Origin of the sequence: Phaeobacter sp. LSS9 (assembly GCF_003443595.1) — a bacterium.
In the GTDB taxonomy this organism is placed as follows: domain Bacteria; phylum Pseudomonadota; class Alphaproteobacteria; order Rhodobacterales; family Rhodobacteraceae; genus Phaeobacter; species Phaeobacter piscinae.
The window spans coordinates 2,351,805-2,376,323 of sequence record NZ_CP031956.1 but is presented as its reverse complement, the minus strand read 5'-3'; the positions used below and the strand labels follow the sequence as shown (position 1 = coordinate 2,376,323).

The following is a 24,519-nucleotide window of genomic DNA, read 5'->3' as shown; positions in this document are numbered from 1 at the left end:
GGCGCCACGGAATAGTGATTTTCACACCGCGCCTGATTGGCTACACTGCCGCCAAAATACGCCCAGTGATTTACAAGAGGCAGAGGCAATGAGCAGAATCATAGGCGCCATGATCCTATTGTTGATCGTGGCATCCTGCGGCGGTGGCAGTGGATCTCCGCCTCGCAATCTTGACAATGCGTGTAGCATCATCAAGCAGCGGCCTGAGTATCTGAAGGCGTTCCGCGCCACAGAGAAACGTTGGGGCGTGCCGATGCACGTACAGATGGCCGTTATCCACCAGGAGAGCCGGTTCCGTTCCGATGCGCGCACACCGCATCGGTTTGCGCTTGGGGTGATCCCAATGGGGCGGCAATCCAGCGCGTATGGCTATAGTCAGGCGTTGGACGGTACTTGGGACGACTATCGCAGATCAGCTGGACGGCGTGGTGCGAAACGCAATCGCATCAAGGACGCCACCGACTTTATGGGCTGGTACATGAACCAGACGCGGGAGCGGAACGGCGTGTCGCTCTATGATGCACGTAACCAGTACCTCGCTTACCACGATGGCCACACTGGCTATGCGCGGGGAACCTACCGGTCCAAACCCTGGCTGTTGCGCGTCGCTGGAAAGGTCCAGGCCCGGGCTGAGATGTATCAAACGCAACTCGCCACCTGTCGACGCGCACGCTGATCGGCCTATCCCTGAGATGAACGCCCCCGCTCAGATTATTGGGCGGGGGCTTTTTCTGTCTGTGGCTTATCAGCGTGAGGGGGGCGAGCTGGTGTTGAAGAGCTTTGATGGCAGCTTCACGCCGGTCTTTAACCCGCCCAGGATCACCGTGGTCTGCCCCCCTGAACCATCGTGGATCACCCATTTGCGCAGCTCAACCGGGTCACCTGTAAACATCATTTCGATGCTGCCGTATTCAGGGTTCTTGGGATCCTGCGCCCGGATGATGGTCGAGGTGCCGTCAAAGCTGTGGCCGACGACCATATTGGCACGCCCGAGGTTCACGTTCCGGGCAAGAATAAGAGAGAGCGGGGTGCGCTTCAGCGGATAGGTTTCCGGTGGCTGATTTGACTTCGGGTCCTGGATCAGCACAGCGCCCGCACCTGCGACCACAACGCCCTTGTTCGGTGGGTCATATTCGAACCGCATTCGGCCAGGGCGGTGCATATACAGCTTCCCGGTCGACAGGCTGCCATCATCGTTGATCTGGCTGAAGGGCGCCGTGGCGGTGGAAATCCCGTTCAGGTATTGCGAAACTTCATTCAGGCTCAGCTTCTCGGCTGCCCATGCAGCCGGGGAACAGAGCGTCAGCGCTATGGCGTAGGCGATTTGTTTCATGGCTTCTAAATAAGGACGCTGCGACGAATGTGAAGAGGCGGGACCAATTGGCCCCGCCCCGAATTTATTGCTCAGGAACCAGAATTTCCCTTTTACCGACGTGGTTTGCTGGGGAAACGAGGCCTTCTTCTTCCATCTGTTCAACAAGACGTGCGGCCTTGTTGTAGCCGATGGCGAGTTTGCGCTGGATATAGGAGGTGGAGCATTTGCGATCCTTGATCACAATCTGCACTGCGGTGTCATAGAGGGCATCCTCGGTATCGGTGTTGCCTCCGGTTGAGAGCCCAAGAACCGCGTCGATGTTGTCCGCCTTCTCGTCGTCCGGACCGTCCAGCACGTTGCCGATATATTCAGGCGGGCCAAATTGCTTGAGGTGATTGACGACCTCTTCCACCTCTTCATCTGACACAAAGGGACCGTGACAACGGGTGATCTTGGCGCCGCCGGCCATATAGAGCATGTCGCCCATCCCAAGAAGCTGTTCGGCGCCCATCTCACCAAGGATGGTCCGGCTGTCCACTTTTGAGGTCACCTGAAAGGAAATCCGGGTCGGGAAGTTGGCTTTGATCGTGCCGGTGATCACATCGACCGACGGCCGCTGCGTGGCCATGATCAGGTGAATGCCCGAGGCCCGTGCCATCTGTGCCAGGCGCTGGATGCAGGCTTCGATTTCCTTGCCAGCAACCATCATCAGGTCGGCCATCTCGTCGACAATGACGACAATATAGGGCAGGGCTTCGGGGGCGAATTCTTCGGTCTCGAACACCGGCTCGCCGGTGTCATCGTCAAAACCGGTCTGCACCGTGCGGCTGAACATTTCGCCTTTGTCGAGCGCCTCTTTTACCCGGCCGTTGAAGCCTGCGATATTGCGGACGCCCATTTTCGACATCTTGCGATAGCGGTCTTCCATTTCGCCGACGACCCATTTCAAGGCAACGACAGCTTTTTTCGGATCGGTCACCACCGGTGACAGCAGGTGCGGGATACCATCATAGACGGAAAGTTCCAGCATCTTGGGATCAATCATGATCAGGCGGCACTCATCCGGTGTTAGCTTGTAAAGCAGAGACAGGATCATCGTGTTGATCGCCACGGATTTGCCCGAGCCGGTGGTCCCTGCGATCAGCAGGTGGGGCATTTTGGCGAGGTTGGCGACCATGCTGTCGCCGCCAATATCTTTGCCAAGCGCAAGCGGCAGCGCATGGGTGCCATCACCGAAATCGCGCGAGGCAAGAATTTCACGCAGAACCACCTTTTCGCGTTTGTCGTTTGGCAGTTCGATACCGATCACTGTGCGGCCGGGCACGGTAGAAACCCGCGCAGAGAGCGCCGACATCGAGCGGGCGATATCATCCGCGAGGCCGATAACACGGCTTGCCTTCAGGCCGGGTGCCGGTTCCAGTTCATACATGGTCACAACGGGACCGGGGCGCACCGAAACGATGTCTCCCTTTACGCCATAGTCATCCAGCACCGATTCCAGCATCCGGGCGTTTTCTTCCAGAGCCTCATCGCTCAGATGATGACGTTCGATTTGCGCCGGACTGGTCAGGAGAGAGAGCGGCGGCAGTTCAAAGTCACTGCTGGTGTCCTCAAACGCCAAGGGCGGTTGTGCTTCCGCCTTGGCGCGCGTCGACGGCTGTGGTGGTTTGCGCACCGGCTGTTCCACAACAGCCCGCCGGGGCTCTGCCACAGGGAGCGCTACGGGCGGCGATACAGGTACAGCGGCTGCCGCAGTGTCCGTGGCAGCTTGCGCTGACTGCGGCGTGCGGCGCAGAACCTGTGCAGCACCTGAGGTGACGGCGGGCGCATGTGGCAGATCTTCCGATGCGACATGATCAACGAACTCCGGAGAGCTGTCATGCTGCGACTCGGATGATACGACAGCAGGATGATCATAGGCGCCGTCATCGTAATCCTGATGCGGATCGATGGCGGTGGAAAAGCTGGTTTCAGGCGCGGGGGGCAAAGGCGGGGTCGCCCCCAGTGCCGCGCCCATGGCGTCCAAGGATGCGCCGGTCAACGGTGGCTCCGGCGGTAGGCCGTCGCTTGCCTGGTTGGGATTGAAAATCAGCGGTTCAGGTCGGCGTCCCCGGCCCTTGGTCAGCGGGAAATCCACTTCGGGGGCGACATCAGCAGCTCGGCGTACACGCACCGCGCTGGCGATTTTCTCTGCGATCCGTTCATCGCCGGGCAAACCGTCCAGATCTGCGGCGGCATCCAGATCGCTTAGGGTTGGTTCAACCAGCTCCGGTTCTGGCATGACGGGATCTGCCCGGCGGATAAGGTTTGGCACGCGGGCAAATAGTCCGGTCTTTTCCTTAACCGGCTCGGCGGCGTCTTCCTGCGCGGCCTCAAAGGCTGGTTCTACCCGAGCATGGGGCGCAGCAGCTGGCCCAAGTGACGGGGCACCCAGCGGCGGTGCGGCCATCGGGGCATCGTCGAAGTCCATCGGTTCAAACATCTGCGGATCGGTTTCAGCACTGTCGACAACATCGGCCATGGCGACAGCGGCCGCTGTGCGTTCGGCGCGACGGCTGCGATAGCTGAGCGCCGCCTGCATGCCACTGGCGGCCCCCCGGCCAAGTAGACCCGCAATCGCACCATAGATCAGGATGAGGCCAACAAGCACAAACCGCAGGCCGCGCGTCACCTCGGGTCGGGTGAAGCCGAGCACGGTCGCGCCGAGGCTGACCATGCCAAGCGCCGTCAGCAGCGACAGGAATTTGACGAGAAAGATCAACCCGACCGGCAGCAGTGCCAGCAACATGCCAAGGAACGTGTACCCGATCATACCACCCAGGCCAAAAGTATGGGCTGATTTCCACGCTTCCGAGGGGACCAGTGTTTCCAGATGCAGGGAGACCAACAGGAGCCAGGGCAACGACAGCAGCAATGGCCACAGAAAACGATCCTCCCCCCGGTGCAGCACGCAGCGTCCGCCCCAAACGGTCAGAAACAGCGCAATTGCCCAACTGGCCTTGCCAAAGAGGGTGATCAGAATGAAGGCGACAGAGGCACCGGTGCGGCCCAGCATATTCTGGACCGGGGCATCTGTTGACACCATCCAGTTGGGATCATCTGCGGAATAGCTGCCGATCATCAGGGCAACCATCAGGCCCAGCCCGATCAGCAAGACGCCGATCAGCTCCTTGCCGCGTTTCTCAATGGCCGCCTGCATCGTACTGTCCAGCAATGGATCACGGCTGCGCGTCTGAAATGCCATGCCTACCTCGTTTCATCTTGTCCGTCGGGGTGTCCCGCTTTTGGCGCGGGTTTTGTCCCCATGACTTTTCTTATTTTGGCGCCCCCTCTGAACGGGGCGCATGCAATGGGTACGTCAGTACAGGCAGCTGCGCAACGTGTGCAGGGCGGCCTCTGTCTGTTTCGCGGGCGCAACAAGCGCTACACGAATATAGCCTTTGCCGGGATTTGCGGTGCCGTCACCTTGGGCCAGATAGGCGCCGGGCAGGACCCGCACACCAGTGTCTTGCCATAGTTTAAGCGCGGCTGTCTCGCCGTCTTCGACCGGTAGCCAGAGGAAAAACCCCGCCTCTGGCGCCATATAGCCATCGAGCCCGTCAAAGACCCGATCCGCGATCCGGTATTTCTCCTGATAGAGTGCGCGGTTCTCGGCAACATGCGCCTCATCGGCCCAGACGCGGGCCGCGGCCGCCTGTAATGGCGCGGGCAGAGGGGCGCCGGAATAGGCACGCAGCTGATGCACGCGCTTCATCGTATCCGGGCCACCTGCAATCAGACCTGAACGCAGACCAGCAAGATTGGAGCGCTTCGAGAGCGAGTTGAACAGAACGACGCGTTCGGGGTCTGCCCCCAGCTCCTGCGCCACGCTCAATGCGCCGACAGGCGCGGTATCGCGGTAGATCTCAGAATAGCATTCATCGGCAAAGATGCGAAAATCATACTGTTCCGCCAACTGGATCAACTGGGTCCAATATGCCCGGCTGACAACAGCGCCCTGCGGGTTCGCGGGGGAGCAGATGTAGGCTACGGCGGTGCGGTTCAACACGTCCGGCGATAGGCTGGCATAGTCGGGCAGATGGCCGGTATCTGCCGTGGCAGGTACAAAAACAGGCTCAGCCGCGACGGAGATCGCCGCAACCATGTAGACTTGATAAAACGGGTTAGGGATCAAAACCACGGGTTTTGCGCCGTTTTTCTGCTCCGGGCACAATGCCATTGCGGCGTTGTAGAGACCCTCACGGGTGCCGTTCAGCGCCATCACCTGGGTCATTGGATCAACGCTCACATCATAGCGGCGCTTGATCCAGTCGCTGATGGCACCGCGCAGCTCGGCGCTGCCTTCGTTTGGCGGATAGCTTCGGAACCCGGCGGCATTTTCGACGATGACATCGGTAACCCAGGCAGGGAAATCATGTTTGGGTTCGCCAATGGTCATATGCACCACGTCGCCGCCCGGCGTGTGGTGGTCAAGCAACGCCCGCAGGCGCGGAAACGCATATGGCGGCAGGTTTGAAAACCGCTCCGGAAAATTCATATATCTGGCCTCAGGTCCGGGATCGTTAGTGCCCCGTTTGTAATCAAACTACAGAGCCGATCCCGCTGCGTCCAGCCACGCAAAACCGGGCTTGGCGAAATGTGGCTTTCACGCCAACGCTCGCTCCACCGCAGCGCCAATCCGCAAAAGCGCCTCTTCGCAGTCGGGCTGGCCGAGGATCTGCAGCCCACAGGATGGCACCCCTGTTGGCAGCGTCAGGGCGCAGAGACCCATCAGGTTCCCAATCCGGGTATTGCGCAGCGCCATCAGGTTCGAATGGATGTAGTAGTCATGATCGCTTTGGAGCCGTGCGACATTCGGCGGCAGAATGGGGGAGGTCGGGCAGAGGATCCCGTCAAAGCCTGCGGTGGCCAGATCCCAGTCCATTCTGAATTGTTCCAGCTTGGCCCAAGCTGCGACATAATCCGGACCGCTGAAGCCCGAACCGGAGCGGAAGCGTTCGAGGATCTCCGGGAACATCAGATCCGGGGCTGCTTCAATCACATCCTTCCACAGACCGTAGGCTTCGGATGTGAACAGGACTGCGCTTAGGGCCATGGCGTCTTCCAGCACGGGCACCTCTAGCGGAATGATCTCCGCCCCGGCGGCGCGCAACTGATCCAGGGCCTTGCTGTAGGCGCTTGCGATCTCAGGCGCGAGATCCTGCTGCGCGACAGTCCACAGATCGGCAAATCGCTTCCCCGCCAACGTTGCCCCTCTCAGATCGGGGCCATGGCTGCCCTCCAACATGCCGAGATAGAGCGCTGCATCCTCAACCGATCGGGTCAGCGGGCCAACCGTATCAAACTTGAGGCAGAGCGGGACGACCCCTTCCAGGCTTATCCGGCCAGAGGTGGTCTTTAACCCTACAAGATCGTTCCACGCCGCCGGAATACGCACCGAACCCCCAGTGTCAGAGCCGATTCCACAGGCCGCAAGCCCAAAGGCGACAGAGGTCGCCGCACCGGAAGATGACCCGCCGGGCGCGGCTGCGTCGTCATGAATGCAAGGCGGTGTCGCCTTCACCGGGTTGAGGCCAAGCCCGGAGAACGCCAGCTCGCTCATATGCGTCTTGCCAAGGCATACAGCGCCCATCGCGGTCGCAGACCGCAGCACCAGCGCATCGCGATCAGGTATGCGGTTGGCCAGCAGATCAGACCCGGATTCGGTCACTATGCTGGCGCTGTCAAACAGATCTTTCCAGCTGATCGGAACACCGTCCAATAGCGACAATCGCTGTCCATTTGCTGCGCGCACTTTGGCGGCTTCTGCTTCGGCGAGGGCGCGGTCATGGGTCACGACGGTGTAAATCCGGTCACGATGCGGATGTGCGTCGATCGCGTCGAGATAGGTTTTGGTAAGGGCAACCGGACAGATATCGCCCGCCTCGATGCCACGGCCCAAATTCGCCGCGGTCTGCGTCAGCCACTCTTGCATATGCGCCTCTCCAAATTGCACGGGATGGGGCGACGGTAGCGGCACCGCGCCCCATGGACAATCCCAATCGCAGGCGCATATTGCGGGGCATGAAAAACACATCTGACATCCTGATTGTGGGCGGTGGCCTGAATGGTCCGGCTCTTGCTTTGGCGCTGGCACAGACCGGGCACAGCGTGACCCTGATTGATGCGCTTCCCCGAGATTTGCGCGACGATGATGGCTTCGACGGGCGTAGTTATGCCCTGGCGCTGGCCTCGCAGCGGCTGGTGGATCAGATCGGCGTCTGGTCGCAGGTCGCAGAGAAGGCGCAGCCGATGCTGGATATCAAGGTCACCGACGGCAGGGCCGGGCAGAGGCCGTCGCCGTTTTTCATGCATTTCGACCACGCCGAGATCGAAGATGGTCCGATGGGCTACATGATTGAGGATCGCTATCTGCGCCGGGCCTTGCGCAGCGCCATAGAAGACAACGCCGCGATCACATTGGTGGATGAGCAGACAGTGGTCGCGCAGCAGGTCGACACCAGCGGTGTGACCGTCACGCTTGCGTCTGGCGACACACTGCGTGCTGGCATGATTGTTGGCGCGGATGGTCGGCGCAGCGGGACTGCAGCACGGGCCGGTATCAGACGGACGGGATGGGACTACGGGCAGACGGCGTTAGTCTGTGCGATTGAACATGAAAAGCCCCACCACGGTGTCGCACATCAGTTCTTCATGCCGCCTGGGCCTCTGGCCATCCTGCCGCTACCGGGTAACCGGTCTTCAATCGTGTGGAGTGAACGCAGTAGCACGGCCCGGTCCATTCAGGCGCTTGGAGAGGCGGATTATCTGGCGGCCCTGCGTCCGCGCTTTGGTGATTTTCTGGGCGAGATCAGTCTGGCCGGGGACCGGTTCACCTATCCGCTGAACCTGACACTGGCGAATGCGTTCGTGTCAGAGCGGCTGGCGCTGGTCGGGGATGCCGCACATGGGGTCCATCCGATTGCCGGGCAGGGGCTCAATGCGGGTCTTCGCGATGTTGGCGCCCTGGCGGAGGTGTTGACCGAGGCGAAGCGCCGTGGCGAGGATATCGCCTCACCCTTGGTGCTGGCGCAATATCAGCAGTGGCGTCGTTTCGATACTGCCAGCCTCGCAGCCGCCACCGATATGTTCAACAGGCTGTTTTCCAGCGACAATCCGCTGCTCCGTCTGGGGCGCGACATTGGTATGGGCGTGGTTGGTGCGATCCCGGGGCTGCGGAAAAACTTTATTCGAGAGGCCGCAGGGTTGACCGGCGATCTGCCCCGCCTGCTGCAGGGGCGGGCGATCTGATCCTGGCATACGATTCAATGTGACGAAGGCCGGGTGGATCAAACCCGGCCTCCGTCACATTGCAGGATGCCTCAATAAGAAACGCGGGAGTTAGTCCAGCACGCGGGCTTCATCTTCCAGCATCACTGGGATCCCGTTGCGGATTGGGAAGGCCAGATTGGCGGCGCGCGAAATCAGCTCTTGTGCAGATGCGTCATATTCCAGAACCGTCTGGGTGCGCGGGCAGACCAATGCCTCTAGCATCCGGCGATCAAACGAGGCCGCCACGGTATCGGTAGAAGACGGTTCAGTGCTCATTGCAGAATTTCCTCATGCGAGCCGCCGCGCAGGGCAAACTCGATCAATGTGACCAGGGTTTCGCGCCTTGTGGCAAGGCAGGGTGCCTCGAGCAAGGCCTGTTTGTCCTCGGGATCGAAGTCGAGCATCATGGACAGGGAATTGATCAACAGCTCGTCCTCGGCGTCCTTCAGTGCTTCCCAATCTGTCGACAGGCTGCGCGATTCGAAAAAGCGCTCGAGCAAGTCCAGAAACCCTGACCGGTTGAAGCACTCGTCGGCTTCAACCTTACCCAGATCGCGATTAAAATCGCCCCAGTCGACTTCACACCGCCGGTAAGGGGTGAAGCCGTTGACCTCGGTTTTGATGCGGAAGCGCGACACCCCAGACAAGGTGATCAGATAACGTCCATCCTCGGTCTCTGAAAACTGGGTCACACGCCCCGCACAGCCGATACTGTGAAGGGGGCTCTCTTCCGTTTTCGAGGGGAACGGCTGGACCATGCCGATCAACCGGTGCGACGTCTTGAACGCATCTTCCAGCATTTGCAGGTAGCGCGGCTCAAATATGTGCAACGGTAAGCGGGCACGGGGCAGCAATAGCGCCCCGGGCAGAGGAAACACCGGTAGGGTATCGGGCAGATCAGCGGCCTGTATCATACTAGGGACTGTAGCGCTGACATTGCCTTAGGCAAATATGATTGAGCTGAGTTTGCGCCGACCATTCAGAACGATCGGATCATTTGGTTTCAGCGCATCAAAGATCGTGAACAGCTGTGCTTTTGCGGCGCCGTCATTCCAGTCCTGATTCTTGCGGAACAGCGTCAAAAGCTCATCCACGGCGGCCTCTGTCTCACCTGCGGCATGCAATGCCTGCGCCAGATCAAACCGCGCCTGATGGTCTTCGGGATAGGCCTCCACGGTTGCGCGCAGTTCGGCCACCGGTCCGGCATTCTCGGCCTGCCGGGCGAGGGCGATCTGGGCATGGGCTGCCTCGATCTCTGCGGCGTCGGAAATCTCAGCCGGGGCGCCATTCAGCACGGCCTCTGCCTGATCCAGGTCGCCCATGGCAACATGGGCACGAGCCAGACCACCGTAAGCAGCTGCGTTTTTGTCATCTTCGCCCAAAACAGCGGCAAAAGTCTGTGCGGCATCTGCCACATCGCCATCGGTCAACATCTGCTCTGCGGCTTCGATCGCATCGCCCAGACCGCCATCTGCGCTACCGCCGCCTGCTTCAACGGCACGCTTGATGAACGCATCGATCTCGGATGGGGCCACAGCGCCCTGAAACATGTCAATTGGTCGACCTTGGACAAAGGCGACAACCGTGGGGATCGACTGCAGCGGCAAACCCTGCTGCGACAGCGCCTGCACCAGGCGCTGGTTCTGATCCACGTCAATCTTTGCCATTGTGACCGCGCCTTTGGCTTTGGTCACGGCGGCTTCCAATGCGGGGCCAAGGGTCTTGCAGGGGCCGCACCAGGGCGCCCAGAAATCCACGATCACCGGCGCCTGCATTGAGGCATCGACGACATCCTGCATGAATGTTGCCTCGGTCACGTCTTTGACCAGATCACCTGCGGGGGCCATATCTCCCGCGCCGCCAAGAATATCGATCATGCGCTTGCTCTCCATTTCGAACTTGCCCCCTATATGAAAGCTGGCCGCCCAGAAACCAAGGGCCGATCTGCGCAAAGCCTATAGGCGCTTCGCAATCACGAGGGTTTCACGGGCGCTGAATACCTGGCAGTGGGGGCAGCAGCATTGTCCTATCGTGAAGGACAGAGTGTTTCCGCCGAAAGCCTGTCGCGGATTCGACATTTTCCCTTGTGGCAGAGTATCATGAGGCGATAGGAACAGCATTCATGCTTAGAACGCGCGCGAAATATAATCTGGGACAGGTTGTCCGCCATCGCAAACACCCTTTTCGCGGTGTCGTGTTCGATGTCGATCCTGAATTTGCCAATACAGAAGAATGGTATGAGGCGATCCCCGAGGACAGCCGTCCAGTGAAGGATCAGCCTTATTATCACCTGCTGGCAGAGAACGATCAGACATATTATGTGGCGTATGTGTCTGAACAGAACCTGATTGCGGATTATTCCGGCGAACCTGTGGGCCACCCTGATATCCCCGAGATGTTTGGCAGTTTTGACGACGGCAGCTATGCGTTGCACTATCAGCTGAACTAGGGTCGATGCCGTTGGGGATTGGATCTCCGCAACAGCACATGCCGCTGCGAAGATCACTATTCTTTCTGATGATCGGCTGCCGAGGGCGGTTCAATACCCGAGGGCGCAGCCATCCTTGCGTGCGTCACTGGCGCCTTCCAGAATTCCCGAACTGTGAATCTGAATCGCCTGAGCACCGCCAATCGCTGTCTCCGGGATCGTAACGTTATGGCCCATATCGGCGAGCTCTTGACGCACCGCATCGCTATAACCTCGTTCGACCTTCAGCTGGCCAGCATCCGCAAAGGCACGGGGCATATCGATTGCTGCTTGTGGATCCATCCGGAAATCCGTCAGGTTGGACACAAACCGCGCGTGCCCATTGGGTTGATACGCCCCGCCCATCACGCCGAAGGGCATGGTCACAGCGCCCTCTTTGCGCAGCATTCCTGGGATGATGGTGTGCATCGGACGCTTGCCTCCTGCCAACATATTGGGGTGGCCCTCCTCCAAGGTGAAACCGGCGCCCCGGTTCTGTAACAGGATGCCAAATTTGTCAGAGGCAATTCCCGACCCGAAGCCATGGAAGATCGAATAAATCAGCGAGACGGCCATGCGGTCCTTGTCGACCACGGTGATATAGATGGTGTCCTTGTGCACCGCTTCGCTCAGTGGGGCGGCGGCCGCCATTGCTCGTTTCGGATTGATCAACTCAGCCAGTCGCGCTGCCGTCTCAGGGGCCAGCATATGATCCAATCGGTCGGTGTGATCGGCATCGGCAATAAACCGATTGCGGGCATCATAGGCCAGCTTCACGGCTTCCGCCTCAATGTGAACCCGCTCAGCACCTAAGGGATTCATTCCGGCGATGTCGAAATGTTTGAGAATATTCAGCATCAGAATGGCAGTGGCACCCTGGCCGTTGGGCGGATGTTCAACCAGATCGATATCGTGGTAAGTTCCGGCAACGGGAAGGGTCAGTTCGGCCTTGGTGTTGGCAAAATCATCCGCGCTTTGTACGCCGTCACGCGCCTGCAACGCAGCTATCATATCCTCAGCAATTTCGCCGGTATAAAAGGCATCGCGGCCGTCCTTGGCAATCCGACGCAGCACTTCGGCCTGCCCTGCTGCGCGAAACATCTGGCCGATTTTCGGTGGTGTCCCATCAAAGAGGTAGTGGTCGCGCGCACGGCCTTGCAGGGTCTCCGCATCACTTTGCCAGTCAAAGGCGACGCGTGGGGCAACCGGTACCCCCGCCTCGGCATAGTGGATGGCGGGTGCAAGGAGCGTATCCAGTCCAAGCCGCCCTTCCGTATCGGAGAGCGTGCAGAAGGCATCAACCGCACCGGGGATCGTTACGGCATGTGCGCTGGTCAAGGGGACGGTCGTCAGCCCGGTCGCCCGCAGTCCTGCCGCATCGGCAGCCGCCGCCGCACGCCCGGAGCCGTTCATCGCCTGAACCGCTGCGCCGGGGCGTGAGTAAAGAACAAAACAATCGCCGCCGATCCCAGTCATCTGCGGTTCGCATATGCCAAGCAATACAGCACCCGCAATCGCGGCGTCCATGGCATTGCCACCTCGCTTCAGGATGTCAATCGCCACGCCCGCTGCCAGCGGATGAGATGTGGCGCAGACGCCATTTTCAGCGAATACAGCTGATCGCCCCGGGAAATGAAAATCGCGCATGATGCCTCCTGTGATTGGAAGGCAGATTAGATCGCACAGAGGCAAAGGCAACGACAAAGCGTCTGCCAATGTTGATGGGACGGGTGGGACGTTCGGAGGGCGCATCACAAACTGGCGGTCTGCGTAAGATCCTGTGCCTGTGAGTCTTGGGCGTGTAGTCGCGCACCTGCTTGGTTGCCTGTCAGGCTGCCCCTCGTGTCTGCGCGTGCTGTTCAGGCGCTGTTGGCGTTGCGCATCTTGATTTCGAAGCAGAGCGAGAGATTGTTGCCCGTGTCGTCGCGCTTGTACTGCACGTCGGAGGTAAGTTCCCGGATCAGCAGCCAGCCAAAGCCGCCCTCGGGCAACTGATCGGCATCAACGGTCAGGTCATGTGGCGTGCCCAAGGGCAGCTCGTCGTTCTTGAAGGGGGCACCACCGTCGCCAATGGAAATCCACAACTGGTCGGGGTGCAGGTTGCAGCGAATACGCACGTCACCGATATCCATCCCGGCGTAGGCATGTTCGACGACATTGTTCACAGCCTCGGTTAGAGCGATCTGAACCTCGTCCACGCGGGGATCCGGGATCCCCATGGTGCGCAGCCGTGCGACGATGTCCTGTACGCCAGATCTGGCATCCAGTTCCGTAGCCGTGAACGTGCAGGAAAAGGTTTCTACCATGGTCTTTTCGCTCCGCGTAAAAACACGCGTGGGTTCAAGAATCGATGTGGGTTGCGGTCGTTGCATCGCCCAGCGACGCATATAAATCGAAAACAGTATCCATTCGCGTCAGTCGAAACACTTTGTCGACCATCGGCGTCAACCCGGCAAGGTCCAGTTTTCGTCCCTGACCCAGTTGCTTCATAGCCGCCACGATAGCGCCAAGCCCGCTGGAATCGATGAATTTCACCTCTGACAGGTCGAGAATGACACGATCAGGGCCGTTTTCGGTGGTCGCGCGCATATCTTCTTTGAATTGGATAGCCATGGCTGCATCAATGCGCTCGGCATTGACGGTCACGATCTGGGTGCCATCGGCTGTTGTGCTGGTCAGGCTCATGAGTGTCCCCGCGTCAATATGTGTTGACGATCAGCCTAGACGCCAATCCTTACGATTTTGTATGCACTATTTCGACATTAGGAGGAATATTAGATGAAAACTGTTGTGATCGCAGGCGCGGCCCGCACCCCCATGGGCGGATTTCAGGGCATGTACGACGGCGTCGCAGCCGCTGAGCTGGGCGGCGCTGCAATGCGCGCCGCGCTCGCGGGGGCAGGGGCCACCACTGTCGATGAAGTCCTGATGGGGTGTGTTTTGCCCGCAGGCCAGGGTCAGGCCCCAGCGCGGCAGGCAGGGTTCGCAGCTGGCTTGGGCGAAGAGGTGCCGGCCACCACGCTGAACAAGATGTGCGGCTCCGGCATGAAAGCGGCGATGATGGCCTATGATCAGATCGCGTTGGGTCAGGCGGACACCATGATTGCGGGCGGCATGGAGAGCATGACAAATGCACCATATCTACTGCCAAAGATGCGCAATGGCGCGCGGCTTGGGCATGGGCAGGTGGTCGATCATATGTTCCTGGATGGGCTTGAAGACGCTTATGATAAGGGCCGCCTGATGGGCACCTTTGCCGAAGATTGTGCGGAGACCTATCAGTTCACGCGGGAGGCACAGGATGACTACGCGCTGACATCATTGTCCAATGCGCTGGCAGCACAGGAAAGCGGTGCCTTTGATAACGAGATCGCGCCGGTAACCGTCAAAACCCGCAAGGGCGAGACTGTTACGGACGCGGATGAGCAGCCCAAATCAGCACGCCCGGATAAGATCCCGACGCTGAAACCGGCCTTCCGCAAGGATGGCACTGTGACTGCCGCCAATGCTTCGTCGATTTCGGATGGCGCCGCCGCATTGCTGCTGGCCTCCCAGGATGCTGCGAAAGCGCAAGGCCTGACCATACGCGCCCGTATCATGGGGCATGCCAGTCACGCCCAGGCGCCAGGCCTCTTCACAACCGCTCCTGTTCCAGCAGCACAAAAGCTGATGGCGCAGCTCGGCTGGACCGTTGGCGATGTGGATCTTTGGGAAGTGAACGAAGCCTTCGCCGTCGTGCCAATGGCTTTCATGCATGAAATGGGGTTGCCGCGTGACAAAGTGAACGTCAACGGCGGCGCCTGTGCTTTGGGTCATCCGATCGGAGCCTCCGGCGCGCGTATCATCGTGACATTGCTGAACGCATTGGAAAAACGCGGCCTGAAGCGCGGCATCGCAGCCATTTGCATTGGTGGCGGTGAGGGCACGGCCATCGCGATTGAGCGCATGTGATTGTCACCTTTCAAAAAATACTCTCGGGGGTGAATTGACCGGCAGGTCAAGAGGGGGCAGACAGCCCCCTCAGCGACGTTGAAGGAGGGCTACCCATGCAGGTCGATTACGAAACACTGGCCAAAACCATCACTGCTTTGACCGAGGGCGAGACCGACGAGGTCGCGCTGATGGCCACCGTGGCCTGCGAAGTGCATCACAGTGATGAGCGGTTTGACTGGACCGGGTTTTATCGGGTGGTGGCACCGGAATTGCTTAAGATCGGCCCGTATCAGGGTGGTCATGGCTGCCTGCAGATCCCGTTCTCCCGGGGGGTCTGCGGCGCAGCGGCCCGGACCGGCGAGGTTCAGCTGGTGGCCGATGTCGAGGCGTTTCCTGGCCACATCGCTTGCGCTTCTTCGACGCGCTCTGAGCTGGTGTTGCCAGTCTGGAACGGTGATGGGGCATTGATCGGGGTTTTTGACATCGACAGCGACCAGCCCGAGGCATTTACTGGGGATGATGCAGAACAGATCACTGCGATCCTGAAGCGGGTCTTCGCTCCAAGCTGATTCGCAGCGGCAGGGGCTTTGCCCCTCGGCCCTCAGGGCCTCAGGGCCTCACCCCAGAGTATTTACGGAAAGATGACAGAGCCCGGCGCCTAGAGTGTGCTGGGCTTTTGTATGTAAAGTGATGTTCGTGAAAAAATCCTTGGAAATTTCATGAATACGTTGCATCGTGAAAAATGAGCGATAATTTTCACAGGTGCTATGTGACGGATCAATCTCCACAACCGGCAAGCCTAGGGGCGGATTTGCGCGCCTTGCGCAAGGCGCGAGGGGCAACGCTTGCGGAGCTTGCAGCGCGTCTAGGTCGATCCGTCGGTTGGCTGAGCCAGGTTGAGCGGGATATGTCGGAACCGTCGATTTCGGACCTCCGCGAGATTGCAAAGGCTTTGAACGTGCCGATGTCGATGCTGTTTGCCCATTCGGCGGCACCGGTCGCAGAGCAGGGGTATATCGTCCGTGCGGGAGCGCGTCGCCCGATGGGGTCTGGTGAGGAAGGCCTGATGGAGGAGTTGCTGTCACCGGATCTGACCGACGATTTCGAGATGGTGCATTCCACCTTTCGCCCGCATTCTCGAATGCAGGTCCCGGCGGATCGTCCGACACAGGAGGTCGGCTATATGATTGCCGGGCAATTGGACCTGGTGATCGGGGGCCGCAGCTTCACCGTTGGGCCGGGCGATAGCTTCCGGATCAAGGAAGAAGCCTACCAATGGGCCAACCCCTATGACGTGCCTGCTGTGGCGGTCTGGGTTATCGCGCCGCCGGTGTATTGATGAGTTTTGACGCCTGGACCCTCTTTGCTGTGTTCTGGGTGGTCTTCGTCACCACACCCGGGCCAAATGCCGTGAATTGCATTTCCAATGGAATGAGCTTGGGGTTCTGGCGGGCGATGGTCGGCCTCCTGGCCATTCTGACACAGGCAACCTTGTTTCTGCTGCTGTCGGCGATCGGCGTGACGGCTCTGATTGCTGCTTCGCCGAGTGTGTTTCTGATTGCCAAGCTGATCGGGGCGGCATTCCTGATCTATCTGGGCGTGCGCGGATGGCGCAACGCCACACGGCCAGCTCCGGCAGTGGAGCGACCTGCGCGCCATGTCTATCTGCATGCTCTGGCTGTGGCGGTGATCAACCCTAAGAGTGTTGCCGGATATCTCGCAGCGTTTTCGCAATTTGTCGAACCAAGCGTGCCAATCTGGGATCAGATGCTGGTGATCATGCCCACCGCGCTGATCCTCACAACGCTGAGCTATACGGGGTTCACGCTGCTTGGTGTTGCGATGGGTCAGGCGGCGATGAAGGCGGTCTTCAACCTGTGGATCCGGCGTCTTCTGGCCATTTGTTTCATTGTCTATGGGGTGCTCTTGGGATCGACCAGCGTGCCTGATCTGGAGGATGCGCGATGATCACAGGGTCTTGCCTGTGCGGTGACGTTTGTTTTGAAACCGCCGCAGAACCGAGCGGCGCATCGATGTGCCATTGTACCCAATGTCGCAAGCAATCGGGCGGCATTTGGGCCTCTGCACAGGTGCGTGACGTGGACCTCATGATCACGGGCCCGGTCCGCTGGTTTGAGGCAACATCGCTAGCCAAACGCGGCATCTGCCCGCGATGCGGTTCTTTCCTGTTCTGGAAGGGCACGGACGAGGACACCATCAGCTTTGCACTGGGCGCTGTCGACGGGAACACCGGTCTCAGCGTCGAAAAACACATCTTCACCGCCTCCAAGGGCGACTACTACGACATTGCGGACGGTGTGCCGCAAGAGGACTGACGACGAGGGAGGCATCATGTCTGATTTTCCAACAAAGGCCCGTGTGGTCATCATCGGCGGCGGTGTCGTCGGTTGTTCGGCGCTTTATCATCTGGCCAAGAAAGGCTGGGCGGATTGCGTGCTGCTTGAGAAGAATGAGCTGACTGCAGGCTCCACATGGCATGCGGCGGGCAATGTCCCGACCTTTTCGACGTCCTGGGCGATCATGAACATGCAGCGCTACTCGACCGAACTATATGCGGGTCTGGGGGAGGAAGTCGATTATCCGATGAACTACCACCAGTCCGGGTCCATCCGTCTGGCACATACCAAGGAACGGATGCAGGAGTTCGAACGCGCCTGTTCCATGGGCCGGTATCAGGGCATTGAGATGGAGATGTGGACACCTGAGCAAGCCAAGGAGCATTACCCGTTTCTGGAAACCCACGATCTGGAAGGGGTACTGTATGATCCCACCGATGGAGACATCGATCCGGCACAGGTGACGCAGGCGCTGGCCAAAGGTGCGCGCGACATGGGAGCCAGGATTATCCGCTTCTGCCCGGCAACGGGTGTGACGCAGAAGGAAGACAAAACCTGGATCGTGCACACCGACAAGGGCGATATCGAATGTGATTATGTGGTGAATGCCGCAGGTTACTATGCCCAACGGGTGGGTGAATGGTTCAAGGACTATGGCGGCCGTACTGTGCCGATGATGGTGATGTCGCACCAATATCTGCTAACCGAGCAGATTCCGGAAATCGAAGCCTGGAGCAAGGAGCATGGCAAGAAGCTCCCGCTAATCCGTGACGTGGATGTCTCTTATTATCTGCGGCAGGAGAAGAACGGCTATAACCTCGGCCCCTATGAACCGAACTGCCGAGGTCACTGGATGACCGAAGATGACCAGATGCCGGACGACTTCTCATTCCAGCTCTGGTCAGACGATCTGGACCGGATCGAGGATATCGTGACCGACGCCATGGATCGTGTGCCGCTGATGGCCACCTCCGGTGTGTCCAGCGTGATCAACGGCCCGATCCCCTATGCGCCCGATGGCCTGCCGCTGATCGGCCCGATGCCGGGCGTCGATAACGCGTTTGAGGCCTGCGTCTTCACCTTCGGCATCGCCCAGGGCGGTGGTGCTGGCAAGGTGCTGGCGGAATGGATCGTCGATGGTCAAACGGAGTGGGACATGTGGGCGGTCGATCCGCGCCGCTACACCGACTACACCGATCAGGATTACTGCGACCAGAAAGGTATGGAAGTCTACGGCAATGAATACGCCATGCACTTCCCGTATCACGAGTGGCCCGCTGCGCGCGACAAGAAGGTCAGCCAGGTTCATACCAAGATCAAGGAGTTGGGAGGTGTCATGGGCGCCTACAACGGTTGGGAGCGCGCCAACTGGTTTGCCAAGCCCGGAGACGACACGTCTGAGGACGCCACCCATACCTGGGGTCGTTCTGGCCCATGGCAGCAGCGGATCAAGGAAGAATGCGAAGCCGTGCGCGATGGTGTTGGCGTGCTGGATCTGCCGGGCTTCTCTCGCTTTAATCTGAGCGGCGCAGGTGCCGCCGAATTCCTGCGCGGCCTGATAACCGGTGGGTTGCCTAAAGTAGGCCGGATGAACCTCGTCTATTTTGCCGATGATCGCGGTCGCATCCTGACGGAGATGTCCTGCATGCGTCACGGTGAGGATCACTTCACCATGATCACCGCAGGCTCGGCTCAGTGGCATGATTTTGAGATCTTGAAGAAGGCGCTGCCCGCTGGTCTCAGCTTGACGGATCACACCACGGAATGTGCGACGATGATTGTGACGGGCCCGCAATCGCGGGAGCTGTTGGCGGATATCTCCGACGCCGATCTGTCGCTTGGCTGGCTGACCCATCAAGAAGCCACCGTCGCGGGCAAACCCGCCTTCCTGGCGCGGGTGTCCTATGCCGGTGAGCTGGGCTGGGAAGTGCATTGCGCCAACGCACATCAGACCGACATTTACGCAGCGCTGATCGAAGGCGGCGCCAAGCCGTTCGGCATGTACGCGCTGAACTCTCTGCGGATCGAAAAGGGTTACCGCACGTGGAAAGGTGACCTCAGCACCGATTATTCGCTGCTGGAAGGGGGGCTTGAGCGGTTTGTTAAACTGGACAAGCCGCAAGACTTCCCGGGCAAGGCCGCGATCCAGAGTGAAAAACAGCAGGGCGTCAAGAAGTCCTTTGTCACTCTGATCGTTGAGGCTGGCGATGCGGATGCGCCTTATATGTCCTGCATTTGGAAGGATGGAGAGATCGTCGGAGAGACCACTTCCGGCGATTGGGGGTATCGCGTGAACGCCTCAATCGCGCTGGGCATGGTGCGTAGCGATGCAGCGGTGCCGGGTACCGAGTTGGAGGTCGAGATCTATGGCGAGAAATACCGCGCTGTAGTTCAGGACGACAAACCGCTGTGGGATCCGGACAATGACCGGCTCCGCGCCTGAGGCATCTGTGACCTCCGGGGGGGTACCCCCGGGGGGACGTCAGTGGCGGGTCGATATCATCCTGACGGAAGGTTTTGTGCTCACTGAGTTTTCTGCTGTGGTGGAGCCCTTGCGGCTGGCCAATCGTGTGCTCGCCCAGCCACCGTTCTCCTGGACAATGCGCTCTGCTGGGGGCGGGCGGGTCGGATGCCGTGCTGGCGCTTATGTCGAGACGGAGCCTTTCGCGGCGAAAGCAGATGCCGATTGCGTGTTTGTTTTGGGCAATACGGATCCCGACTGTCCGGCGCTGTCGATGGGATCGCTGATCAGCACCTACCGCACGCGCGGGGCCAAGGTCTATCTGCTGGCAGAGGCCGCCAGCCGGTATATCCGTGACAGTGGCAAGGACGGAGCCCAGCACACGACGCATTGGGAAAACACCAACTTGATGCGTGAACGCATTGGATTGTTCGACGCCAATTTCGCGCTGGCGAGTGAAGATGGGCAGGTGGTGACCTGTGCCGGGATGGGGGCGACGGTGGACATCGTTCTGGCCCTGATCGGACAGCTGACCACGGCAGCCGCGCAGGTGACGGTTGCGAATATCCTCTTGCACGACAAGGTGCGGGACTTCGCGTCGTTGCAGCCGTTTTCGGGTGTGAAACCAACGATCACCGGCGATGCGGACCTTGATCAGGCCATTCACGTTATGCAGGAGCACATAGAGGAACCGCTGCCGATCAATGAGATCGTTGACCATCTCGGGATTTCGACCCGATCTCTGGAACGCAAGTTCAAGACCTTTCTCGGCACGACACCCAATGGTTTCTACCGGGAGATGCGTTTGAATAAGGCCAATAACCTCTTGCTGAACACCACGATGAGCGTGCGTGAGATCGGTTTGGCCTGCGGGTTCTCCAATGGGTTTTCGACCCTGTATAAGGCGTTTTTTGGCATGACACCCTTTGCTCTGCGCAAATCACGGCGCGTGTCTCAGTCACACCAGCAGCGTCGAAAATCCACAGGATAGCGGTGGAGAATAGAGCGTGCAGACTGGCGTTTTTGATGCATTTGTTGTCGCCTTGATATGGCAGGATCCGGCCATGCAGTTCGTCCAGTCAAGTTCAGGAGGCACATGATGAGCGATCTTCCCAACAAGGCCCGCGTGGTCATCATCGGCGGCGGCGTGATTGGCTGCTCGGTCGCCTATCACCTGACAAAACTGGGCTGGAAGGACGTTGTGCTGCTGGAGCGTAAACAGCTGACCTCGGGCACGACCTGGCACGCCGCGGGTCTGATCGCCCAACTGCGCGCGACCGCCAACATGACCAAACTGGCAAAATACAGCCAGGAGCTTTACGGCGCGCTGGAAGAGGAAACAGGCGTTGCCACCGGGTTCAAACGCTGCGGCTCGATCACAGTAGCCCTGACCGAAGAGCGCAAGGAAGAGATCTTCCGCCAGGCCGCCATGGCGCGCGCATTCGGTGTCGAGGTTGAGGAAATCTCCCCCGAGGAAGTGAAAACCCGCTATGAGCACCTGAATGTCGGCGATGTGACTGCAGGCGTGTGGCTGCCTAAGGATGGGCAGGGGGATCCGGCCAATATCGCGCTGGCCTTGGCCAAGGGCGCGCGTCAACGCGGCGCGCTGGTCAAGGAACGGATCAAGGTCACCGGCATCTCCAAGGAGGGCCGCCGTGTCACCGGCGTCGACTGGGCCAGCGACGACGGCCAGTCGCAGGGCCATATCGAGGCCGACATGGTGGTGAACTGCGCCGGCATGTGGGGCCACGAGGTTGGCCGTATGGCGGGCGTCAACGTGCCGCTGCACGCCTGTGAACACTTCTACATCGTGACCGAAGGCATCACCGGCCTGACCCAGATGCCGGTGCTGCGGGTGCCGGACGAATGCGCCTACTACAAGGAAGACGCGGGAAAAATCCTGCTCGGCGCGTTTGAACCGAACGCCAAACCCTGGGCGATGAACGGCATCCCGGACACATTCGAATTCGACCAGTTGCCTGAGGATTTCGACCACTTCGAGCCGATCCTGGAAGCCGCCTGCAATCGGATGCCGATGCTGGCGGAGGCAGGCATCCACACCTTCTTCAACGGGCCGGAGAGCTTCACCCCGGATGACGCCTACCACCTCGGCCTGGCGCCTGAGATGGATAATGTCTGGGTCGCGGCAGGCTTCAACTCAATCGGCATCCAATCGGCAGGTGGCGCTGGTATGGCGCTGGCGCAGTGGATGGAAGACGGCCAGAAACCGTTCGACCTTGGCGACGTGGACATCTCCCGTATGCAGCCGTTCCAAGGCAACAAACACTACCTGTATGAGCGCTCCAAAGAGACCTTGGGCCTGCTCTACGCCGACCACTTCCCCTACCGCCAAAAGGCCACCGCTCGTGGCGTGCGCCGTACCCCGTTCCACCATCACTTGCTGGAACAGGGCGCGGTGATGGGCGAAATCGGCGGCTGGGAACGCGCCAATTGGTTTGCCAACGAAGGCCAGGAGCGCGAATACCAATACAGCTGGAAACGCCAGAATTGGTTCGAAAACTCGGCAGCAGAACACAGGGCAGTCCGCGAAAATATCGGCATGTACGACATGTCCTCCTTTGGCAAGATCCGCGTCGAAGGTCCGGATGCCGAAACCTTCCTGAACTACATCTGCGGCGCCAACCTGTCGGTGCCGGCGGGCAAGATCGTCTACACCCAGTTCCTGAACAACCGCGGCGGCATTGAAGCCGATGTGACCGTTACCCGCCTGTCGGAGACCGCCTATCTGGTGGTGACCCCGGCGGTGACCCGTCTGGCAGATCAGACCTGGATGATGCGTCATGTGGGCGACCACCGTGTGGTGATCACCGATGTGACCGCGGGCGAGGGCGTGCTGGCGGTGATGGGCCCGAACGCCCGCAAGCTGCTGCAGATGGTCTCACCCAATGACTTCTCCAACGCGGTGAACCCCTTTGGCACCGCGCAGGAAATCGAGCTGGGCATGGGCCTCGCCCGTGTCCACCGCGTAACTTATGTGGGCGAGTTGGGCTGGGAAATCTATGTCGGAGCCGACATGGCCGGCCACGCTTTTGAGACCCTCTGGGAAGCAGGCCAGGACATGGGGCTGAAGCTCTGCGGCATGCACATGATGGACAGCTGCCGGATCGAGAAGGGCTTCCGCCACTTCGGCCACGACATCACCTGCGAGGACCATGTGATCGACGCCGGCCTGGGCTTTGCGGTGAAAACCGACAATGCGGATTTCATTGGCAAGGCTGCGGTGCTGGAGCGTAAGGAGACTGGCCCAAAGAACCGCATGGTTCAGTTCAAACTGACCGACGCCGAGCCGCTGTTGTTCCACAACGAGCCGATCATCCGTGACGGCAAATATGTGGGTTACCTCAGCTCCGGTAACTACGGGCATACGCTGGGTGCCGCCATCGGTATGGGCTACGTACCGTGTGACGGTGAAAGTGTAGCGGATGTGCTGGGCTCAAGCTATGAGATTGACGTCTGCGGTGTGAAGGTGAAGGCCGAGGTCTCGCTGAAGCCGATGTATGACCCGAAATCAGAGCGGGTGAAGCAATAGAAACGCCCGATCTTGTGACATGATATAACGCGTCAAAGGGGAAGATGCGTGCGATAATCGCGCATCCTCCCTACGGCCAGGAATAGAGCTGCCGCCCAACGATGACATCAACGCCTTTGGCAGTATCCCCCCTGTTCATTGTCGGCCGACCTGCATAAACCCGGCTCAGGGAGATTTTACGATGACACCGCAGCCTGAGAACAAAGACACGCCACAGGGCCTCGCCTTTGCCGTTTCCGCCTATCTGATGTGGGGCTTTCTGCCACTCTATATGAAGGCGCTGGCGCATATGCCGGCAGCGGAAGTGGTGGCCCATCGGGTGATCTGGTCAGTGCCTGTTGCGGGTGTTCTGCTCATCATTCTGCGGCGGACCCGCGACCTGCGCGCGGCGCTTACCTCCCCAAAAGTGTTGATGATGGGCGCGGTAACAGCAGCACTGATTTCGGTGAATTGGGGCATCTATGTCTGGTCCATCGCGACCGGCCATGCGTTGGATGCGGCTCTTGGCTATTATGTCAACCCGCTGTTCAGCGTCATGCTTGGTGCTGTGCTGCTGGGCGAGCGGCTGTCGCCTGCCCAATTGGTCGCAATCGGTTTGGCAGCACTGGCGGTATTGGTGCTCGCCCTGGATGCGGGTCGGTTGCCCTGGGCGGCGATTGGGCTAACGCTCAGCTGGGGCTTTTACGCGTTTTTCAAGAAATCTCTACCGGTTGGTCCCAATCAGGGGTTCATGTTGGAGGTGCTGATCCTGACACCCCCTGCACTGCTGTATTTGGGATATCTGACGGTCACTGGCGGTGCCCATTTTGGCGGCGACTTCAGCGATACCGCGCTGTTGCTGGGGTGTGGTGTGGTGACGGCGGTGCCGCTGATCACCTATGCCAATGGCGCCAAACTGCTGCGTCTATCCACGATCGGTATTCTGCAATATATCGCGCCCACGATGATCTTTCTGGCGGCGGTCTTTGTCTTTGGTGAGGAGTTCGGCCGCGCGCGGATGATCGCCTTCCCGATGATCTGGCTCGCGCTGGTGATCTATTCCGTTTCTCTGCTGCGCCAGATGCGTCGCGCCTGACGGGTCGGAAGGCCCCGACAGTTCGGCGTTGATTGTCTGGGCCAGAGTGT

The 24,519-nt window shown here is 59.6% G+C and carries 22 protein-coding genes; 12 read left to right on the top strand and 10 right to left on the bottom strand.

What is annotated here, in order from left to right:
• Positions 1-88: 88 nt before the first annotated feature.
• Positions 89-676 carry a hypothetical protein gene (locus D1820_RS11440; RefSeq protein WP_014881399.1) on the top strand — a complete coding sequence of 196 codons (588 nt, stop codon included), beginning with the start codon at positions 89-91 and terminating at the stop codon, positions 674-676.
• Between the two features lie 69 nt (positions 677-745).
• Here the strand turns inward: D1820_RS11440 and D1820_RS11435 are convergent, their stop codons facing one another.
• The 4 genes from D1820_RS11435 to D1820_RS11420 all read right to left on the bottom strand — a co-directional run bounded on the left by D1820_RS11435 (position 746) and on the right by D1820_RS11420 (position 7,289).
• Entirely contained in the window at positions 746-1,333 is a 588-nt protein-coding gene (locus D1820_RS11435) for an outer membrane lipoprotein carrier protein LolA (RefSeq protein ID WP_118069104.1), read from the bottom strand.
• Positions 1,334-1,397: 64 nt separating this feature from the next.
• The gene (locus D1820_RS11430; protein WP_118069102.1) at positions 1,398-4,559 is read right to left on the bottom strand and encodes a DNA translocase FtsK 4TM domain-containing protein; all 3,162 of its coding nucleotides are present in this window, start codon (positions 4,557-4,559) and stop codon (positions 1,398-1,400) included.
• Between the two features lie 114 nt (positions 4,560-4,673).
• Positions 4,674-5,852, bottom strand: a complete 1,179-nt coding sequence (locus D1820_RS11425) for an aminotransferase class I/II-fold pyridoxal phosphate-dependent enzyme (protein WP_118069101.1) — start codon at positions 5,850-5,852, stop codon at positions 4,674-4,676.
• A gap of 108 nt (positions 5,853-5,960) precedes the next feature.
• Positions 5,961-7,289, bottom strand: a complete 1,329-nt coding sequence (locus D1820_RS11420) for an amidase (RefSeq protein ID WP_118069099.1) — start codon at positions 7,287-7,289, stop codon at positions 5,961-5,963.
• Positions 7,290-7,378: 89 nt separating this feature from the next.
• On the opposite strand from D1820_RS11420, the gene D1820_RS11415 reads away from it, so the two are divergent.
• Entirely contained in the window at positions 7,379-8,605 is a 1,227-nt protein-coding gene (locus D1820_RS11415) for an FAD-dependent monooxygenase (RefSeq protein WP_118069097.1), read from the top strand.
• Between the two features lie 90 nt (positions 8,606-8,695).
• Here D1820_RS11415 and D1820_RS11410 read toward each other — a convergent pair whose 3' ends face one another.
• The 3 genes from D1820_RS11410 to D1820_RS11400 are packed head-to-tail and all read right to left on the bottom strand — an operon-like array spanning position 8,696 to position 10,503.
• Entirely contained in the window at positions 8,696-8,902 is a 207-nt protein-coding gene (locus D1820_RS11410; RefSeq protein WP_102897950.1) for a Trm112 family protein, read from the bottom strand.
• Positions 8,899-9,540 carry an LON peptidase substrate-binding domain-containing protein gene (locus D1820_RS11405; RefSeq protein WP_118069095.1) on the bottom strand — a complete coding sequence of 214 codons (642 nt, stop codon included), beginning with the start codon at positions 9,538-9,540 and terminating at the stop codon, positions 8,899-8,901. Before D1820_RS11405 ends, D1820_RS11410 begins: the two co-directional genes overlap by 4 nt.
• A gap of 27 nt (positions 9,541-9,567) precedes the next feature.
• Positions 9,568-10,503 (bottom strand): tetratricopeptide repeat protein, encoded by a 936-nt coding sequence (locus D1820_RS11400; protein WP_118070161.1) that lies wholly within the window; start codon positions 10,501-10,503, stop codon positions 9,568-9,570.
• A gap of 245 nt (positions 10,504-10,748) precedes the next feature.
• Between D1820_RS11400 and hspQ the strand changes: the two genes are divergently transcribed.
• Positions 10,749-11,075 carry a heat shock protein HspQ gene (hspQ, locus tag D1820_RS11395; RefSeq protein ID WP_014876215.1) on the top strand — a complete coding sequence of 109 codons (327 nt, stop codon included), beginning with the start codon at positions 10,749-10,751 and terminating at the stop codon, positions 11,073-11,075.
• Positions 11,076-11,165: 90 nt separating this feature from the next.
• On the opposite strand, the gene D1820_RS11390 is transcribed toward hspQ, so the two are convergent.
• The 3 genes from D1820_RS11390 to D1820_RS11380 all read right to left on the bottom strand — a co-directional run bounded on the left by D1820_RS11390 (position 11,166) and on the right by D1820_RS11380 (position 13,778).
• Positions 11,166-12,740 (bottom strand): gamma-glutamyltransferase family protein, encoded by a 1,575-nt coding sequence (locus tag D1820_RS11390; protein WP_118069094.1) that lies wholly within the window; start codon positions 12,738-12,740, stop codon positions 11,166-11,168.
• Between the two features lie 212 nt (positions 12,741-12,952).
• Positions 12,953-13,399, bottom strand: coding sequence for an ATP-binding protein (locus D1820_RS11385; protein WP_118069092.1), 447 nt, complete (start codon positions 13,397-13,399; stop codon positions 12,953-12,955).
• Between the two features lie 34 nt (positions 13,400-13,433).
• Positions 13,434-13,778 (bottom strand): STAS domain-containing protein, encoded by a 345-nt coding sequence (locus tag D1820_RS11380; protein ID WP_096872824.1) that lies wholly within the window; start codon positions 13,776-13,778, stop codon positions 13,434-13,436.
• Between the two features lie 93 nt (positions 13,779-13,871).
• Here D1820_RS11380 and D1820_RS11375 point away from each other — a divergent pair, with 93 nt between their 5' ends.
• The 9 genes from D1820_RS11375 (at position 13,872) to rarD (ending at position 24,469) form a co-directional block, all read left to right on the top strand.
• A complete protein-coding gene (locus D1820_RS11375; protein ID WP_118069090.1) occupies positions 13,872-15,044 on the top strand; it encodes an acetyl-CoA C-acyltransferase in 1,173 nt (390 codons plus the stop codon).
• 95 nt (positions 15,045-15,139) lie between these two features.
• The gene (locus tag D1820_RS11370; RefSeq protein WP_102897945.1) at positions 15,140-15,595 is read left to right on the top strand and encodes a GAF domain-containing protein; all 456 of its coding nucleotides are present in this window, start codon (positions 15,140-15,142) and stop codon (positions 15,593-15,595) included.
• A 173-nt stretch (positions 15,596-15,768) separates the two neighbouring features.
• Positions 15,769-16,365 carry a helix-turn-helix domain-containing protein gene (locus tag D1820_RS11365; protein WP_371311701.1) on the top strand — a complete coding sequence of 199 codons (597 nt, stop codon included), beginning with the start codon at positions 15,769-15,771 and terminating at the stop codon, positions 16,363-16,365.
• Positions 16,365-16,994: a LysE family translocator gene (locus D1820_RS11360; RefSeq protein ID WP_118069089.1), complete on the top strand. Its 630-nt coding sequence runs from the start codon at positions 16,365-16,367 to the stop codon at positions 16,992-16,994. Before D1820_RS11365 ends, D1820_RS11360 begins: the two co-directional genes overlap by 1 nt.
• Complete coding sequence (locus D1820_RS11355) at positions 16,991-17,362, top strand: GFA family protein (RefSeq protein ID WP_118069087.1); 372 nt, start codon at positions 16,991-16,993, stop codon at positions 17,360-17,362. Before D1820_RS11360 ends, D1820_RS11355 begins: the two co-directional genes overlap by 4 nt.
• Before the next feature lie 16 nt (positions 17,363-17,378).
• On the top strand, positions 17,379-19,826 hold the full coding sequence (locus D1820_RS11350) for an FAD-dependent oxidoreductase (protein WP_118069085.1): 2,448 nt from the start codon (positions 17,379-17,381) through the stop codon (positions 19,824-19,826).
• Positions 19,807-20,835 carry a GlxA family transcriptional regulator gene (locus D1820_RS11345; RefSeq protein WP_118069084.1) on the top strand — a complete coding sequence of 343 codons (1,029 nt, stop codon included), beginning with the start codon at positions 19,807-19,809 and terminating at the stop codon, positions 20,833-20,835. The genes D1820_RS11350 and D1820_RS11345 overlap by 20 nt, the downstream gene beginning before the upstream one ends.
• A 108-nt stretch (positions 20,836-20,943) precedes the next feature.
• Positions 20,944-23,394, top strand: coding sequence for an FAD-dependent oxidoreductase (locus D1820_RS11340; protein ID WP_118070157.1), 2,451 nt, complete (start codon positions 20,944-20,946; stop codon positions 23,392-23,394).
• Between the two features lie 181 nt (positions 23,395-23,575).
• Positions 23,576-24,469: an EamA family transporter RarD gene (gene rarD / locus D1820_RS11335; RefSeq protein WP_118069082.1), complete on the top strand. Its 894-nt coding sequence runs from the start codon at positions 23,576-23,578 to the stop codon at positions 24,467-24,469.
• Positions 24,470-24,519: the final 50 nt, after the last annotated feature.